This window comes from Sphingomonas sp. 2SG (assembly GCF_005503285.1).
In the GTDB taxonomy this organism is placed as follows: Bacteria; Pseudomonadota; Alphaproteobacteria; order Sphingomonadales; family Sphingomonadaceae; genus Sphingomonas; species Sphingomonas taxi.
In genome coordinates this window covers 44188-59737 of sequence record NZ_SCMZ01000025.1, presented here as the reverse complement: position 1 = coordinate 59737, position 15550 = coordinate 44188, and the positions used below count along the sequence as shown (strand labels likewise).

16 protein-coding genes are annotated in these 15550 nt (G+C 69.5%); 11 read left to right on the top strand and 5 right to left on the bottom strand.

From position 1 onward, the window contains the following. Positions 1 to 20 precede the first annotated feature (20 nt). Positions 21 to 1379: a protein adenylyltransferase SelO family protein gene (locus FFS23_RS11905; RefSeq protein ID WP_137898757.1), complete on the bottom strand. Its 1359-nt coding sequence runs from the start codon at positions 1377 to 1379 to the stop codon at positions 21 to 23. A 37-nt stretch (positions 1380 to 1416) separates the two neighbouring features. Between FFS23_RS11905 and FFS23_RS11900 the strand changes: the two genes are divergently transcribed. From FFS23_RS11900 to FFS23_RS11890, 3 genes are read left to right on the top strand one after another with little or no spacing between them, the layout of a single operon-like run. After that, positions 1417 to 2274: an alpha/beta fold hydrolase gene (locus FFS23_RS11900; protein WP_137898756.1), complete on the top strand. Its 858-nt coding sequence runs from the start codon at positions 1417 to 1419 to the stop codon at positions 2272 to 2274. Continuing rightward, on the top strand, positions 2271 to 3464 hold the full coding sequence (locus tag FFS23_RS11895; protein WP_249340647.1) for a DUF418 domain-containing protein: 1194 nt from the start codon (positions 2271 to 2273) through the stop codon (positions 3462 to 3464). Before FFS23_RS11900 ends, FFS23_RS11895 begins: the two co-directional genes overlap by 4 nt. 43 nt (positions 3465 to 3507) lie before the next feature. Next, a complete protein-coding gene (locus tag FFS23_RS11890; RefSeq protein WP_137898755.1) occupies positions 3508 to 4641 on the top strand; it encodes a glycosyltransferase in 1134 nt (377 codons plus the stop codon). 385 nt (positions 4642 to 5026) lie between these two features. Here FFS23_RS11890 and FFS23_RS11885 read toward each other — a convergent pair whose 3' ends face one another. Then, positions 5027 to 5485, bottom strand: a complete 459-nt coding sequence (locus FFS23_RS11885; protein ID WP_137898754.1) for a hypothetical protein — start codon at positions 5483 to 5485, stop codon at positions 5027 to 5029. Between the two features lie 171 nt (positions 5486 to 5656). On the opposite strand from FFS23_RS11885, the gene FFS23_RS11880 reads away from it, so the two are divergent. Both FFS23_RS11880 and FFS23_RS11875 read left to right on the top strand, forming a co-directional pair. Continuing rightward, entirely contained in the window at positions 5657 to 7060 is a 1404-nt protein-coding gene (locus FFS23_RS11880; protein ID WP_038661204.1) for an NAD(P)H-dependent flavin oxidoreductase, read from the top strand. Between the two features lie 16 nt (positions 7061 to 7076). Then, positions 7077 to 7541 carry a hypothetical protein gene (locus FFS23_RS11875; protein ID WP_249340646.1) on the top strand — a complete coding sequence of 155 codons (465 nt, stop codon included), beginning with the start codon at positions 7077 to 7079 and terminating at the stop codon, positions 7539 to 7541. A gap of 25 nt (positions 7542 to 7566) precedes the next feature. On the opposite strand, the gene FFS23_RS11870 is transcribed toward FFS23_RS11875, so the two are convergent. Together FFS23_RS11870 and FFS23_RS11865 are read right to left on the bottom strand one after the other, a co-directional pair. After that, entirely contained in the window at positions 7567 to 7764 is a 198-nt protein-coding gene (locus FFS23_RS11870; protein ID WP_038661201.1) for a YMGG-like glycine zipper-containing protein, read from the bottom strand. Positions 7765 to 7858: 94 nt separating this feature from the next. Beyond that, complete coding sequence (locus tag FFS23_RS11865) at positions 7859 to 8851, bottom strand: 2-hydroxyacid dehydrogenase (RefSeq protein ID WP_137898753.1); 993 nt, start codon at positions 8849 to 8851, stop codon at positions 7859 to 7861. Positions 8852 to 8951: 100 nt separating this feature from the next. On the opposite strand from FFS23_RS11865, the gene FFS23_RS11860 reads away from it, so the two are divergent. Next, positions 8952 to 9440, top strand: a complete 489-nt coding sequence (locus tag FFS23_RS11860; RefSeq protein ID WP_038666721.1) for an SH3 domain-containing protein — start codon at positions 8952 to 8954, stop codon at positions 9438 to 9440. Between the two features lie 267 nt (positions 9441 to 9707). Here FFS23_RS11860 and FFS23_RS11855 read toward each other — a convergent pair whose 3' ends face one another. After that, entirely contained in the window at positions 9708 to 10895 is a 1188-nt protein-coding gene (locus FFS23_RS11855; RefSeq protein ID WP_137898752.1) for an acetyl-CoA C-acyltransferase, read from the bottom strand. Positions 10896 to 11364: 469 nt separating this feature from the next. On the opposite strand from FFS23_RS11855, the gene FFS23_RS11850 reads away from it, so the two are divergent. The 5 genes from FFS23_RS11850 (at position 11365) to glpX (ending at position 15540) form a co-directional block, all read left to right on the top strand. Further along, positions 11365 to 11583: a hypothetical protein gene (locus tag FFS23_RS11850; protein ID WP_137898751.1), complete on the top strand. Its 219-nt coding sequence runs from the start codon at positions 11365 to 11367 to the stop codon at positions 11581 to 11583. 1 nt (position 11584) lies between these two features. Next, complete coding sequence (locus FFS23_RS11845; protein ID WP_137898750.1) at positions 11585 to 12337, top strand: prepilin peptidase; 753 nt, start codon at positions 11585 to 11587, stop codon at positions 12335 to 12337. Next, positions 12334 to 12765 carry a hypothetical protein gene (locus FFS23_RS11840; RefSeq protein ID WP_137898749.1) on the top strand — a complete coding sequence of 144 codons (432 nt, stop codon included), beginning with the start codon at positions 12334 to 12336 and terminating at the stop codon, positions 12763 to 12765. The genes FFS23_RS11845 and FFS23_RS11840 overlap by 4 nt, the downstream gene beginning before the upstream one ends. Before the next feature lie 129 nt (positions 12766 to 12894). Next, positions 12895 to 14313 carry a carbohydrate porin gene (locus FFS23_RS11835; protein WP_249340645.1) on the top strand — a complete coding sequence of 473 codons (1419 nt, stop codon included), beginning with the start codon at positions 12895 to 12897 and terminating at the stop codon, positions 14311 to 14313. Positions 14314 to 14577: 264 nt separating this feature from the next. Further along, positions 14578 to 15540 carry a class II fructose-bisphosphatase gene (glpX, locus tag FFS23_RS11830; RefSeq protein ID WP_137898748.1) on the top strand — a complete coding sequence of 321 codons (963 nt, stop codon included), beginning with the start codon at positions 14578 to 14580 and terminating at the stop codon, positions 15538 to 15540. Positions 15541 to 15550 lie beyond the last annotated feature (10 nt).

Below are 15550 nucleotides of genomic sequence, written 5' to 3'. Positions count from 1 at the left end.
GGGGTGGTGTGGGGAGGCTGCTACGCCAGCGCCTCGCCCATCTGCCGGATCGCGGCTACCTTCGCATTTAGCGCGCTCCAGTCGTCGGCCTCGGCGATCGGCGCCCAGATCGCCTCGACCTCGTCGATCAGCATGCTGCACGGGTCGCCCTGCCAATAGGCGTGGCTGCAGTCCTTGCGCGGGGCATAAGCGGCGAGCGCGTCGCGGAACGGTTGCCAGTCGTCGCCGTAGCCGTCGGGTAGCGTGCCGCCGAAGACGTCGAAGAAGAAGCGGTCGAGCGGCACGGCGGCGCTGCGCAGCGCGCGTTCCATCGTCTGCACCAGCGCCCGGTCCGCCTCGTCGCCGCGCGGCAGCACGCCGAGCCGCCAGAGCAATGCGGCGGCGATCTCGGGCTGGTAGCGCGGGCCGAACGTCTCGAGCGTGGCGATCAACGGATCGCTCTCGGCGATCAGGCGCAGCGAGGCGGCGAGCTGCATCACGTCCCAATGGATCGCCTCGGGCTGGCGGCCGAAGGCGTAGAGGCCGGCATGGTCGAAATAGGCGGCGGTAAACGCGGGGTCCCAGCTCGGGGCGAAGCGCCACGGGCCGTAATCGAAGCTCTCGCCGGTGACGTTGATGTTGTCGCTGTTGAGGACGCCGTGGACGAAGCCCGCCGCCATGTAGCGCGCCGCTAGCGTCGCGGTGCGGCCGACGACGAGGTCGAGCAGGCGCAGCGGATCGTCCGAATCTTCGTCGTAGAGATTGGCGAGGACGTAGCGGACCAGCGCGCGCATGCCCGCCTCGTCCTGGTGATAGGCGAGCCGCTGAAAACTGCCGATGCGGATATGGCCGTGGCTCAGGCGTACCAGCACCGCCGAGCGCGTCGGCGACGGTTCGTCGCCGCGCATCAGTTGCTCGCCGGTCTCGATCAGCGACAGCGTGCGGCTGGTGGGGACGTTGAGCGCCTCGAGCATTTCGGTGGCGAGGATCTCGCGCACGCCGCCCTTCAGCGTCAGCCGGCCGTCGCCGAAGCGGCTGTACGGCGTGGTGCCCGAGCCCTTGGTGCCGAGGTCCATCAGCCGGCCGTCCGCGTCGCGCACCTGCGCGAAGGTGAAGCCGCGGCCGTCGCCGATCTCGGGATTGTACTGGCGGAACTGATGGCCGTGATAGCGCAGCGCGAGCGGCTGCGGCAGCGTACCGGGCAAGGGCACGAACCGGCCGAACGCCTCGGTCCATTCGTCGTCGCCCAGCGTGTCGAGCCCGATTTCGCCGGCGGCGCGGTCGTTGCGGAAGCGCAGCCGAGTTGCGGGGAAGTCGGCGGCGGCGACCGGATCGGCCAGCGTCGGCCCGAGATCGAGCAACGCGGTGGCGGGGCGGTATGCTTGCGGGGATGGGGGCATGTGTGGATATGGAGGTCGCCAACCTCAGGACGCAACCATGGCCGCTTATGAAAACTGCTATTGGCTGTCGGCCGACGGGCTGAAGCTGCATTATCGTTTCTATCCGGGCGACGACCGCCTTCCGCCGGTGCTCTGCCTGCCCGGCCTCACCCGCAACGCGCGCGATTACGACGCGCTGGCGGCGCGGCTGGCGGGGCGGCGGCAGGTGATCGCGGTCGATTTCCGCGGCCGCGGCAAAAGCGAATATGCCAAGGATCCGATGACCTATGTCCCCGCGACCTATGTCGCGGACGTGCAGGCGCTGCTCGCCGAACGCGGCATCACGCGCGTCGTCGCGGTCGGCACCTCGCTCGGCGGGATCGTGACGATGCTGCTCGCGCAGGCGGGGGCGGGGATCGCCGCGGCGCTGCTCAACGACGTCGGGCCGGAGATCGAGGCGAGCGGGATCACCCGCATCCGCGGCTATGTCGGCAAGGGCAGCAGTTGCCCGACCTGGATGCACGCCGCGCGTGCGTTGCAGGACGGCAATGCCGACGTCTATCCCGACTGGAAGATCGAGGACTGGCTGGCGATGGCCAAGCGCGTCTACCGGCTGACCAGCAGCGGGCGGATCGTGCTCGATTACGACCTCAAGATCGCCGAACCGTTCCGCACGCCGGGCAACGAGAGCGGGCCGGACATGTGGGCGGCACTGTCGGCGTTGCGCGCGGTGCCGGTGCTGATCGTCCGCGGCGGTCGCTCCGACGTGCTGTCGCAGCCGGTGGCGGAGCGGATGCTGGCGGCGCTCGATCAGGGCGAACTGGTGACGCTCCCCGGCGTCGGCCATGCGCCGACGCTGAGCGAGCCGGCGTTGCAGGCGCCGATCGACGCGCTGCTGGAGAAAGCGGTAGCGTGACGCCCGCCGGCGACGAGCCGGATGGGGCGCCGCGGCTCGTCCTGCTCGATATCCTGCGCGGGGTGGCGATCCTCGCCATCCTGCTGATGAACGTCAGCGAGATGGGCGCGTCGATGACCGCCAATTGGTCCGACATCCGCCATATCGGCTGGAGCGGCGCCGATCGGGTGGCATGGTGGCTCGACACATTGCTGGTCGAGGGGACGGCGCGCGCGCTGCTCGAGATGCTGTTCGGCGCGGGGATGCTGATCCTGACCGAGCGGATCGCGGCGGCGAGCGACAATCCGCTGGCGGTGGCGCTGCGCTACGGCTGGCGCAATGCGGTGCTATGGGCGCTGGGCATCGCGCACATGTTCCTGCTGCTGTGGCCGGGCGACATCCTGCACACCTATGCGGTGGCGGCGCTGGTCGCCTGCGGCTTCCGGATGCTGTCGACGCGGGCGCTGTTCGTCCTCGGCCTGTCCTATGCGGCGTTCACGCTGGCGAGCGGCCTGACGACCGAAATGCCGGCGGCGGCGCGGGTGCAGATGGCGCGGGAGAATGCCGCCGCGGTGGCGCGCGAGGATCGCTTCGGCCACGGCAGCCCTGCCGACTGGACCGCGGGGCAGCGCCGCGTCGGCCTGGAGCGGCTCGGCGGCGAGGAGATCGTCTACGTCTGGGAGGCGGCGGCGACGATGCTGATCGGCGCGGGGCTGTTCCGGCTGGGGGCGTTGCAGGGTGGCTGGTCGCGGCGGCGCTATTGGCGGATGCTCGCCTGGGGCTATGGCATCGGATTGCCGCTGCGCGTGTATGGCGCGTGGGAGGCGACGCGCTTCGACGGGCGGATCGGCGTCGCGTGGATGTGGGACGATATCGCGCGGCTCGCGACGACGCTGGGGCATGTCGCGGCGGTCGCGCTGCTCGTCGGCAGCGTGCGCGGCGGGCGGTGGCTGGCGCCGTTCGCGGCGGCGGGGCGGACCGCGCTGACGCTGTACGTTGCGCAGACGCTGATCGTGTCGTGGCTGATCTTCTCGCCTTACGGGCTTGGCCTGTACGGGCGGATGGGCTGGGCGGCGATGATGGCGCTGGCGCTGGCGGTCGACGCGCTGCTGCTATGGGCGGCGGTGCTGTGGGTGCGGCGGTTCCGCATCGCGCCGGTGGAATGGGCGTGGCGATCGGTAATCGAGGGACGCTGGCTGCCGCTGCGGTAAACCGTTCTTCCGCGAACCCCGCCGCGCCGCTACACGACACGGCATGCCGCAACCCGTTCATATCCTGCACCTCCATTCGAGCTTCAGCCTGGGCGGCAAGGAGGCGCGGGCGGTGCGGCTGATGAACGCCTTCGGCGATGCCGCGCGGCACACGATCGTCAGCGGCGTGCCCGACCAGCTCGGCGCGCGCGCCTCGATCGCCAGGGGCGTGCGCTACGAGATCGCGCAGGACCCGCCGGCGCTGACCGGGCGGCCGTCGGTGGCGCGCTACGAGGCGCTGGCCCGATTCATGCGGCGCTTCGATCTGGTGCTGACCTACAATTGGGGGGCGATCGACGGGGTGATGGCGCGGCGCGTCTTCCCCAAGGGGGCGCCGCCGCTGGTCCATCACGAGGACGGTTTCAACGCCGACGAGGCCAAGGGGCTGAAGATCGAGCGCAACGTCTATCGGCGGATCGCGCTCGGCGCGGCGCATGCGCTGGTGGTGCCGTCCGAGGTGCTGGAGGACATCGCGTTCAGGACGTGGAAGCAGCCGGCGGCGCGGGTGCATCGTATCGCCAACGGCATCGACACCGCCCGTTACGCGCAGAAGCCCGAGCTGCGCGCGATCCCCGGCTTCGTGCCGAACGGCAAGGAGGTGGTGATCGGCGCGCTCGCCGGCCTGCGCGAGGTCAAGAACCTGCCGCTGCTGGTGCGCGCCTGCGGCGGCATCGCCGGCCGGTTCCGGCTGGTGATCGTCGGCGAGGGGCCCGAGCGTGCGGCGATCGAATCGACCGCGCGCGCGATGGGCATCGCCGATCGCGTGGTGATGCCGGGGTTCCTCGGCGAGCCGCATCGCTTCGTCGGCCATTTCGACATCATCGCGCTGTCCTCGGCGAGCGAGCAATTTCCGATCAGCGTCGTCGAGGGCATGGCGGCGGGCCTGCCGGTGGTGAGCACGCCGGTCGGCGACGTGCCGCGGATGGTGTCGGTGGAGAATGCGCCGTTTGTCACCGGCGGCGACGAGGTGCTGCTGCGCGATGCGTTGCAGACGCTGGTGTCCGATGCGGCGCTGCGGTCGCGGGTGGGCGCGGCGAACCGGGCGCAGGCGCGCGCCGCGTTCGACGAGGCCACGATGATCGCGCGGTACAAGGCGCTGTACGGCGCGGCGATGGGACGGCCGGGGGTGCTGGGATAGGGGCCGGCGTTCGTTTCGCGGCTTCGTCGCCGGGGCCGGGCTGTCGGTTATGAACCCTCATTTGTCCCGGCCGGGTCCCAAACCCACCCCGTCACCCCGGACTTGTTCCGGGGTCCACCCTGCGGCGGGGAGAAAGGCTGGATTGGATACCCTTCTCTTGCGGCTGGGTGGACCCCGGAACAAGTCCGGGGTGACGAATCTCTTGGGGAAACCGATCGAGCCTCATCGGCGTAGCCATATGCGATAGCTCCGGGCTCTCGGGCTGCGGGGACCAAGCCACACTTCGGCTCAAGGCGAGCCTTCTGCAAAAAAATCCGCTCTTTACCTGCTGAGCGGCTTTCGCGGTACTTCAGCCGGCGCGGGAGCACGGGCCCTGCCGTCGGGCTCACGCCTCCTCGGCGAGTTCCTCGCCGAGCCGTGTGGCGAAGTGGAGCGCGGCGGCGGCGCCGCCGGAGGTCGCCAGCGCAAGGTCGGCGGCGCCTTGCAGCAGGCCGTCCTCGACCTCGGGTTCCTGCGCCTCGGCGGCGGCGATGGTCGCGGCGAGGATCGCGCGGGCGTCGGTTTCGCCATAGGTCAGCGCGAATGCGTCGAGTGCGGCGGCGAAACAGGCGTGATCGCTGACCGGAGCGGCGCCATGCTGCTGGAGCGAGGCGCAGGCCGCACCGAGGACATAGGCGCGCGACCAGGCCGAGCCGGTTGGGCCGTGATCGGGCAATGCGCCAGCGACGCAGCCGAGTTGCGCGAATTGCGGCAGCAGCAGCGTGCCGAGCGGCGACTGGGGCTGCACCGGCAGCAAGGCGCCCGGCGCCCGCCGCGGCGCGATCAGGTGATTGAGGACCCCCATCGGTATTGCCTTCCCCTCGCGTGACGCGTCGATCGCGCCTGTGTGGCGCAACGGGGTTAACCGCGGCCTAAGCCCGGACGGACGGCCGCGGCGGGCGCGCAATTTCTTCGCTTCCGGGCATCCTTCTTGTATAGCCGGTCGTATTTACCCCCGGATGAGGTGCATTTTTCCGTGTTCAAGGGCCTGAAGCCGATTGTCTACAATGGCCGCGAGGTCTGGCCGCTCGTCGAGGGCGGCAAGGGCGTTGCCGCGACCAACCATGCCTCTGCCGGAGCATGGGCCGCCGCCGGTGGCATCGGTACGGTTTCCGCGGTCAATGCCGACAGCTACGATCCCGAAGGCAAGATCATCCCGCAGGTCTATCGCGCGCTGACCCGCCGCGAACGGCATGAAGAGCTGGTCGAATATGCCATCGAGGGCGCGGTGCAGCAGGTGCATCGCGCCTATGAGATCGCCGGCGGCAAGGGTGCGGTCAACATCAACGTGCTGTGGGAGATGGGCGGCGCCCAGCGCATCCTGCACGGCGTGCTGGAGCGGACGCGCGGCATGGTCGCGGGCGTCACCTGCGGCGCCGGCATGCCCTACAAGCTGTCCGAGATCACCGCCTCCTACGGCGTGTCCTATCTGCCGATCGTGTCGTCGGGCCGGGCGTTCCGCGCCTTGTGGAAGCGTGCCTATTCGAAGGCGGCGGAATGGCTGGCGGCGGTGGTCTACGAAGACCCCTGGCTCGCCGGCGGCCACAACGGGCTGTCGAATGCCGAGGACCCGCTGAAGCCGCAGGACCCGTTCCCGCGCGTCGCCGAATTGCGCGCGGTGATGCGCGAGGGCGGCATCCCCGACAGCACGCCGATCGTGATGGCGGGCGGCGTCTGGTATCTGCGCGACTGGAACGACTGGATCGACAATCCGGAACTCGGCACGATCGCCTTCCAATATGGCACGCGGCCGCTGCTGACGCAGGAAAGCCCGATCCCGCAGGACTGGAAGGCCAAGCTGACCGAGATCGAGGAAGGCGAGGTGCTGCTGCACCGCTTTTCGCCGACCGGCTTCTATTCGTCGGCGGTGCGCAATCCGTTCCTGCGCAATCTGGAAGCGCGGTCCGAGCGGCAGATCGCCTTTTCGACGCAGGAGGCGGGCGATCACGTCTTCCAGCTCGACGTCGGCGTGAAGGGCAAGAATTTCTGGGTGACGCGCAACGACCTGCTGCGCGCGCGCCAGTGGTTCGGCGAAGGCTATACCGATGCGCTGAAGACGCCGGACAATACGTTGGTTTTCGTGACGCCGGTCGAGAAGGGCATCATCCGCAAGGATCAGGCGGATTGCATGGGCTGCCTGTCGCAATGCTCGTTCTCGAGCTGGGCGGATACCGACACCAATTCGACCGGGCGGCTCGCCGACCCGCGCAGCTTCTGCATCCAGAAGACGCTGCAGGATATCGCGCATGGCGGCGACATCGACCAGAATCTGATGTTCGCCGGCCATGCGGCGTATAATTTCAAGCGCGATCCGTTTTACTCGAACGGCTTCGTGCCGACGGTGAAGCAATTGGTCGATCGAATCCTGACCGGGGACTGAGCGGACCGTCGGCGCGATGGACGCGGCGGTCGAGACGGCATTGGTCGCGGTGGCGCAGGCGATGCGCGCCGCGGCTGCACCGTGGTGGATCATCGGCAGCGCGGCGGTGGTGCTGCTCGGCGGCGAGACCGCGGTGGCCGATATCGATCTGCTGACCGGCGAGCGCGACGGCCGGGCGCTGGCGGCGCGATTGGGCGTTGCGCTGGTGGCGAGCGATGCGCATCCGCGCTTCCGATCAAAGGTGTTCGCGCGCTGGCAGCGGAGCGATCACGACGTCGAGATCATGGGCGGGCTGATGCTCGCCGAAGGCGCGGGCTGGACGGCGCTGGTGCCGGCGACGCGGGTGGCGGTCGCCGTCGGTGGCGAAACCCTGTTCGTGCCGGCGCGGGACGAGATGATCTCGATCCTCGGCCGCTTCGGGCGGGACAAGGACCGGGTGCGGGCGCGACTGCTTGCCCGGTGTACGGGAGCGCCGGGTTGAGGCGCTCGACGCTCCCGAACCTCGTTTAGTCGGCGACGGTGCCGACGACCGCACCGCCGGCGCCGCCGACCGCCGCACCCTTTTCGACGCTGCCGCCGGTCGCCGCGGCGACGCCCGCGCCACCCGCGGCGCCGATGCCGGCACCCTTGAGCGTCGAACAGGCCGACAGGCTGATCGCGGAGCCGAGCAGGAGCGCGGAGACGGCGAGCGGCTTGATCTTCATCGTTGATTTCCCTTGCTGATCTGAAGCGGCATAAATGGTGCTGCGCAGCAAGATGTTCCGGCCGGCAACATTTTGTCACCGGGCGGCGGGGCGATCAGGCCCAGCCTTCGAGCACCTGATCGGGCGGGCGATGGCCGTCCGCCCACATGCGGATGTTCTGGATGACGCGCTCGCCCGACGCCTGCCGGCCTTCGAGCGTCGCCGAACCCATATGCGGCGTCATCACCACATTGGGCAGCGCGAGCAGCCGCGGATCGATGCGCGGTTCGTGCTCCCACACGTCGAGCCCGGCGCCGGCGAGGCGGCCCGCCTCGAGCGCGTCGACCAGCGCGCCTTCGTCGAGGATGCCGCCGCGCGAGGTGTTGATGACATAGACGTGGGTACGCATCAGGCCGATGCGGCGGCGGTCGATCAGGTCGCGGCTGTCGGCGTTGAGCGGCGTGTGGATGCTGACGATATCAGCGAGGCCGAGCAGGTCGTCGAGATCGGCATGGAAGGTCGCGCCCAGCTCCGCCTCGACGACGGCGGGCAGGCGGCGGCGATTGTGGTAATGGATCGACAGGCCGAAGGCGCGCGCGCGCCGCGCCACCGCCTGGCCGATGCGGCCCATGCCGACGATGCCGAGCGCCTTGCCGCCGATCCGGTGGCCGAGCATGCCGCCGGGGCTCCAGCCGTGCCATTCGCCCGAGCGCACCAGTTTCTCGCCCTCGGCGAGCCGGCGCGGCACCGAGACGATCAGCGCCATCGCCATGTCGGCGGTATCCTCGGTCAGCACGCCGGGCGTGTTGGTGACGATGATGCCGCGCGCGCGCGCGGCCTTGAGCGCGATATGGTTCACGCCGGCACCGTAATTGGCGATCAGCCGCAGCCGCTCGCCCGCGCCTTCGATCAGCGCGGCGTCGATCTCGTCGGTGACGGTGGGGACGAGCACGTCGCAATCCGCCATCGCCGCGGCGAGCTGGTCGCGCGTCATCGCCGCGTCGCCGCGATTGTTGGTGGTGTCGAACAGCGCCTCGAGCCGGTCCATCACCGTGTCGGCGAGCTCGCGGGTGACGATCACCCTGGGGGTCTTGCGGGGCTCTGGCATCGCGGCATCGGCTTGGCGGAGCGCGTGGGTCGCGTCAACGGATCGTTGCTCCTGCCCGCGTCCGCGCTAGAGAGGGGCATCCAGATTGAGGAATGTTATGATGCGCCATTGGGCTTTAGCGGTCGCGGGACTGGCGATGCTGGCGGTCGACGGCGGCGCGCTGGCCGCCGAGGCGAAGAAGACGTTGCCTTATTATGCGTCGATCAACGCCGGTCGCGCGCGGATGCGCACCGGCCCCGACAAGACCTATCCGGCGAGCTGGCTGTACCAGCGCGCCGATCTGCCGGTGCGCGTCGTCGCGACGTTCAAGCAATGGCGCAAGGTCGAGGATCCCGACGGCACGCAGGGCTGGATGCTCGCCGCGCTGCTGAGCGAACGGCGGACGGCGATCGTCCGCGGCGCGCAGCCGGTCGAGATGCACGAACGCGCGTCGAGCGGCGCGAAGCTGCTGTGGCGTGCCGCACCGGGCGTCGTCGGGCGGCTGAGCGCCTGCGGCGGCGGCTGGTGCCGCTTCGACGTGCGCGGGCAGGCGGGCTTCGTCGAGGTCGGAAGCCTGTGGGGTGTCGAGCCGACCGAGCGGCTGCCGTGATGCGCTAGGCGCTCCCCTCCCATGCAGGGCAGGGCTATCGCATATGGCTGCGGTAATGAGGTTCGATCGGTGGCCTCATCAGATTTGTCACCCCGGACTCGTTCCGGGGTCCACCAGGCCACAGGAGAACGGTAACGAATCAAGCCTTTCTCCTCGCCGCAGGGTGGACCCCGGAACAAGTCCGGGGTGACGGGGTAGGCCTGGGACACGGCGGGCTCAATCGAGCATCCATATGCGCTAGCCTCCCGTGCAGGGAGGGGAGGCGCGTCAGTTCATCAGTTCGACCGCCATCGCGGTCGCCTCGCCGCCGCCGATGCACAGCGACGCCATGCCGCGGCGCTGGCCGTTCGTTTCGAGCGCCGACAGCAGGGTCGCGAGGATGCGCGCGCCGCTCGCGCCGATCGGATGGCCGAGAGCGCAGGCGCCGCCGTGGACGTTGAGGCGGGCGGGGTCGATGCCGAGATCGTGGATCGCGATCATCGACACCACCGCGAACGCCTCGTTGACCTCGAACAGGTCGATGTCGTCGCGGCTCCAGCCGGCGCGGTCCATCGCCTTGCGCACCGCGAACACCGGCGCGGTGGTGAATTTGGCCGGATCGTGCGCGTGCGCGGCATGCGCGACGACGCGGGCGATCGGGGTGAGGCCGAGCCGCTCGGCGACGCTGGCGCGGGTCATCACCAGCGCCGCCGCACCGTCGGAGATCGACGAGGCGTTGGCGGCGGTGATCGTGCCCTCGCGCGAGAAAGCGGGCTTGAGCGTCGGGATCTTGGCGACGTCGCCCTTGGCCGGCTGTTCGTCGAGCGCGACGGTGGTCGAACCCTTGCGGCCCTTCACCTCGACCGGCACAATCTCGCGATCGAACGCGCCCGACCCCTGCGCGCGCTGCGCGCGGTGCAGCGACTCGATCGCATAATCGTCCATCGCCTTGCGGGTGAACTGATAGTCGGCGGCGGTATCCTCGGCGAAATTGCCCATCAGCTTGCCGGGCTCATAGGCATCCTCGAGCCCGTCGAGATACATATGGTCGTAGAAGGTATCGTGGCCGATGCGCGCGCCGCCGCGATGCTTGCGCGAGAGATAGGGGGCGTTGGTCATGCTCTCCATCCCGCCGGCGACGAGCAGGTCGACCGACCCCGCGGCGAGCGCATCGGCGGCCATGATCGCCGCCTGCATGCCCGATCCGCACATCTTGTTGACCGTCGTCGCCTCGACATGCGTGCCGAGACCCGCGCCGATCGCCGCCTGGCGGGCGGGGGCCTGGCCGAGGCCGGCGGGCAGGACGCAGCCCATGTAGATACGCTCGATCGCCTCCGCCGAGGCTCCGGCACGGTCGACCGCGGCCTTGACCGCGGCGGCGCCGAGCTCGGTCGCCGAGGCGCCGGCGAGCGCACCCTGGAACGAGCCCATCGGCGTGCGGGCGTAACTGACGATGACGACGGGATCGGTGGACATACGCTCTCCGGTGTTTCTAGTTGAGGGCGATCTAGGGTGTGGCAGGGGGCGGGGCAATGACGGGATACGGCAGGTCCAGCGTTGCTGCCGGTCGGCATAATGGTCGCGGGAGGAAAGGCCGTTCTCAATCCTCCCCCTGGCGGCAGGGCTATCGCATATGAAGATCTGTATGGGTCCGCCGTCTGCCAAATCCACCTCGTCACCCCGGACTCGTTCGGGGGTCCACTCTGCGGCGAGGAGAAAGGCATGATCCGACACCATTCTCTTGCGGCCCGGTGGACCCCGGAACGAGTCCGGGGTGACGAAGAACATGGGCAAGCGGCTCGATCCTCAACACCGCAGCCATATGCGATAGGCCTCCCCCTGGCGGGGGAGGAATTGATCGGCGGGATACAATTCCACGCCCGCTCGCTCAGCCGTCATGGAAGAATTTATCGAGCCTATACGGTGGTTTGCGTCGATCAGCGGGATGATTGCAGCGACCGTCGTGGCGTTGGACTGGGGGCGGCGCGATACCGGATGGGCGATGGTGCTGTTCTGCCTGTCGGCGGTCGCGTGGCTGGTCGGTGCGGCGGTGATGCGCGACTGGGCGCTGGGATCGCAGAACATCGTGCTGCTGCTGATCGATCTGCTCGGTGTCTACCGCTATCTGATCCGCGATCCCGACCCGCAAACCGAAGGGGCATGACGTGAGCGCCGTCGGCTGGGCGGCGCTGCTCGGCGGGCTGGGGGCGATCTTCGGCAGCTTCATCGCGGCGCTGGTGATCCGCTGGCCGGCGGGGCGGTCGATCGCGGACGGACGGTCGGCGTGCGACGCGTGCGGGCGGACGCTCGCACCGGTCGAGCTGGTGCCGATCGTCAGTTTCGTGGCGCAACGCGGGCGGTGCCGGGGCTGCGACGCGCGGATCGATCCCGGCCATCTGTGGATCGAACTGGCGGCGCTGGCGATCGGCTTGCTGGCCGGGGCGGTCGCGCCCGGTTGGGCCGGCGTGGCGGGGGCGGTGTTCGGCTGGCTGCTGCTGGCGCTCGCGGCGCTCGATATCGTCGCCTTCTGGCTGCCCGACCGGCTGACCACGCTGCTCGCACTGGCCGGGCTGGCGAGCGGCGCGGTGGGGCTGGCGCCCGCGCTGGCGGATCGGCTGATCGGCGGCATCGCCGGCTATGCGGCGCTCGCCGGGATCGCGCTGGGCTATAAAGCGTGGCGGGGCCGCGAGGGGATGGGCGGCGGCGATCCCAAGCTGATGGGGGCGATCGGATTGTGGCTCGGCTGGCGGATGCTGCCGGCGGTGTTGGTGATCGCGAGCCTGGTCGGGCTGGGGGTCGCAGTGTTCGCGCATCTCAGCGGGCGGCGCATGGCACGCGACACCGCGATGCCGTTCGGCGCATTGCTCGGCGTGGCGGCTTACCCGGCGTGGCTGGCCATGGTAACGATCGCGCCATGATCGCGCTGTTCCTCGCCGTCGTCGCCCAGACCGCCGCGCCCGCGGCCCCCGCCGCGCCGTCCGTACTCGGACCGATCGGTCAGCAGCGGCTGCCGGTCAAGGGCTGTGCCGCCTATCTGTGGAACCCTGCGGACCGGCAATTGGTGGCGATGGCGGTCGCCGATCCGGCGACGCTGCGCCTGTCGATCGGCGGCAAGACGATCGACCTGGTACGAAGCGGCGACGGCGAGGGGGCGGGGCGGCTCGGCTTCGCCGAGGCGATCGACTATCGCGGCGGCGATCTCAGCGTGCGGCTGGCGATGGAGATCGTCCAGCAGGACGGGCTGACCGCGGGGGCGCGGGTGCCGAGCGGGTCGATGCAGATCGAGCGGCCGGGGCAGGATGCGATCGCGGTGCCGGTCGCAGGCCTGATCGGCTGTCGCAGCTGAGGCCCGACGCGGCGAGCGTTGCCGATCCGCCACAATCGCCAAAATCGTTTCGGCTGGCGAACCAATGGCGGTTCGGTCCGTTGTCGACCCTGCGGGGGCGGGTCTCCGCGTTGCTCTGACGGACCTTCGATGACGCTACGCTTCGTATTCGCCAGCCTTTCCATTGCCATGTTGCTCACCGGCACCGCGCACGCCCAACAGGTCGATGTCGGCGCCTCCGCGCCGCCGCCCGACACCGCCGAGGCGACCCCCGACAGCAGTCAGGGCGATACCCAGCACCGGCCTCGCACCGCGATCGCCCGCACCCGCGATACCTCGCCCTCGGCACTGATCGGCGACACGCAGAGTGCGCCGCCGCCGGGCCTGATCGGCGACTGGCAGGAAATCCGCACCCGGCTCGGCCAGCGCGGGATCGGCGTCACCGCGCGTTATGCCTCGGAAAGCGGCTACAATGTCGCGGGCGGCGACCGGAAGCTGTTCCGCGAGACCGGCCAGTTCGACGCCGGCGTCCTGCTCGACCTCGACAAGCTCGCCGGGCTGACGGGCGGCGCGTTCCAGGCGACGGTGACGTGGCGGCGCGGGCGCAACTTGACCGCGGATGCCGGCATCGATTCGCTGCAGCAGGTGCAGGAGGTCTATGGTCGCGGCCAGACGGTGCGCGTGACGCAATTATGGTATGAGCAGCGGATCGGCCCGCGCGTCGAGATCAAGCTCGGCCGCACCAATCCGGGCGAGGATTTCGCGGTCTTCTCGTGCCATTTCATGAATTTGAGCTTCTGCGGCGCGCAGCCGGGCAATCTCGTCGGCGATTATTGGCAGAATTGGCCCGTCGGCCAATGGGGTGCGCGGGTCCGGGTCGACCTGCCGCGCGACCTGTACGTGCAGGGCGGCGTCTACGAGATCAATCCGCGCAATCTCGACAACGACTTCTTCGTCTGGCGCTTCCACGGTGCAACCGGCGCGCTGATCCCGGTCGAGGTCGGCTGGACGCGCGGCGGTGACGACGGGCAGGTCGGTTCGTACAAGGTCGGCGCATGGCTCGGCACTGCGCGGGGCGACGACGTGCTGCTCGACGTCAATCGCAATCCCAGCGTCGTCACCGGCCTGTCGCCGCTCCAGCATACGAGTCGCTACGGCGTCTACGGGACGATGCAGCAGCAGCTCACCGGTACGTCGAAGGACGGCAAGGCGCTGACCGGCCTGTCGATGTTCGCCAATGTCACGCAGGCGGACCGGGCGACTTCGGTAACAGACAATCAGGTGTCGCTGGGGGTGTTCTACAAGGGGCTGGTGCCGGCGGTGCCGGGCGACGTGCTCGGTGTCGCCGCGGCGCGGACCAACGTCAACGGCCGCGCCGCGACCGCCGACCGGCTGATACCGGGAACGCCGGTGCGCCACGCCGAATATGCCGCGGAGGTCTATTACAGCATCCACCCCGCCGACTGGCTCGAGCTCAGGCCCAACCTGCAATATATCCACCATCCCGGCGGGGTGCGCGAGGCGCATGACGTCGGCGTATTGGGGATGAAGGCGGCGATCACGCTGTGAGGGGTGGGGGCGACCCTTCCACCCTAACACGTCACCCCGGACTTGTTCCGGGGTCCACTCCGCGGCGAGGAGACTGACCAGAGCCGTGGGCCCGCGCCTGCGGCCCGGTGGACCCCGGAACAAGTCCGGGGTGACGGTATGTGGGATATTGATGTGCCGAGCCACGCCGGCCTTCAAGACGCCCCGGCGCGAGACGCGTTGGCGCTTGTCGTTGCCGCTCCGCCGGGGTACACCGCTGTTATACACGTTAAACAGAGGTATAGCATGCAAGCCGCCAGCCAGGTCCTCGATCGCGTCCTCGTCCTCGAGATGGTGCGCGTCACCGAAGCGGCGGCGATCTCCGCCTCGACGCTGACCGGGCGCGGCGACGAGAAGGCCGCCGACGCCGCCGCGGTCGAGGCGATGCGCGCGGCGCTTAACGAACTCGACATCGACGGCACCGTGGTGATCGGCGAAGGCGAGCGCGACGAGGCGCCGATGCTGTTCATCGGCGAGAAGGTCGGCACCGGCAACGGTCCGGCGATCGACATCGCGCTCGATCCGCTGGAGGGCACGACGATCTGCGCCAAGGCGGGACCGAACAGCCTCGCGGTGCTGGCGATCGCCGAAAAGGGCGGCCTGCTCAATGCGCCCGACGTCTATATGGACAAGATCGCGGTCGGCCCGAACCTGCCCGCCGGCGTCATCGATCTCGACAGGACGCCGACGGAGAACGTCCATGCGATCGCCGCCGCCAAGGGCGTCGCGCCGCACGAGATCATCGCCTGCGTACTCGACCGGCCGCGTCACGAGGCGCTGATCGCCGAGCTGCGCAGCATCGGTTGCGGCGTGATGCTAATTGGCGACGGCGACGTCGCGGGGGTGATCGCGACGGCCGATCCCGATACGACGATCGACGTCTATATGGGCTCGGGCGGCGCGCCGGAGGGCGTGCTGGCCTGCGCGGCGCTGCGCTGCGTCGGCGGCCAATTCAAGGGCCGGCTGCTGTTCCGCAACGACGACGAGCGCGCGCGGGCGCGCAAATGGGGCATCGCCGACCTCGACAAGCAATACGACCTCGAAGAGCTGGCCAAGGGCGACTGCATCTTCGCCGCGACCGGCGTCACGGACGGATCGCTGCTGGAGGGGGTCAAGCGCCGCAAGGGCAAGATGACCACCGAGAGCGTCGTGATGCGCGCCTCGACCGGCACGGTCCGCTGGGTGAAGGGCGAACATCGCACGGATTGATCCGGGGCGG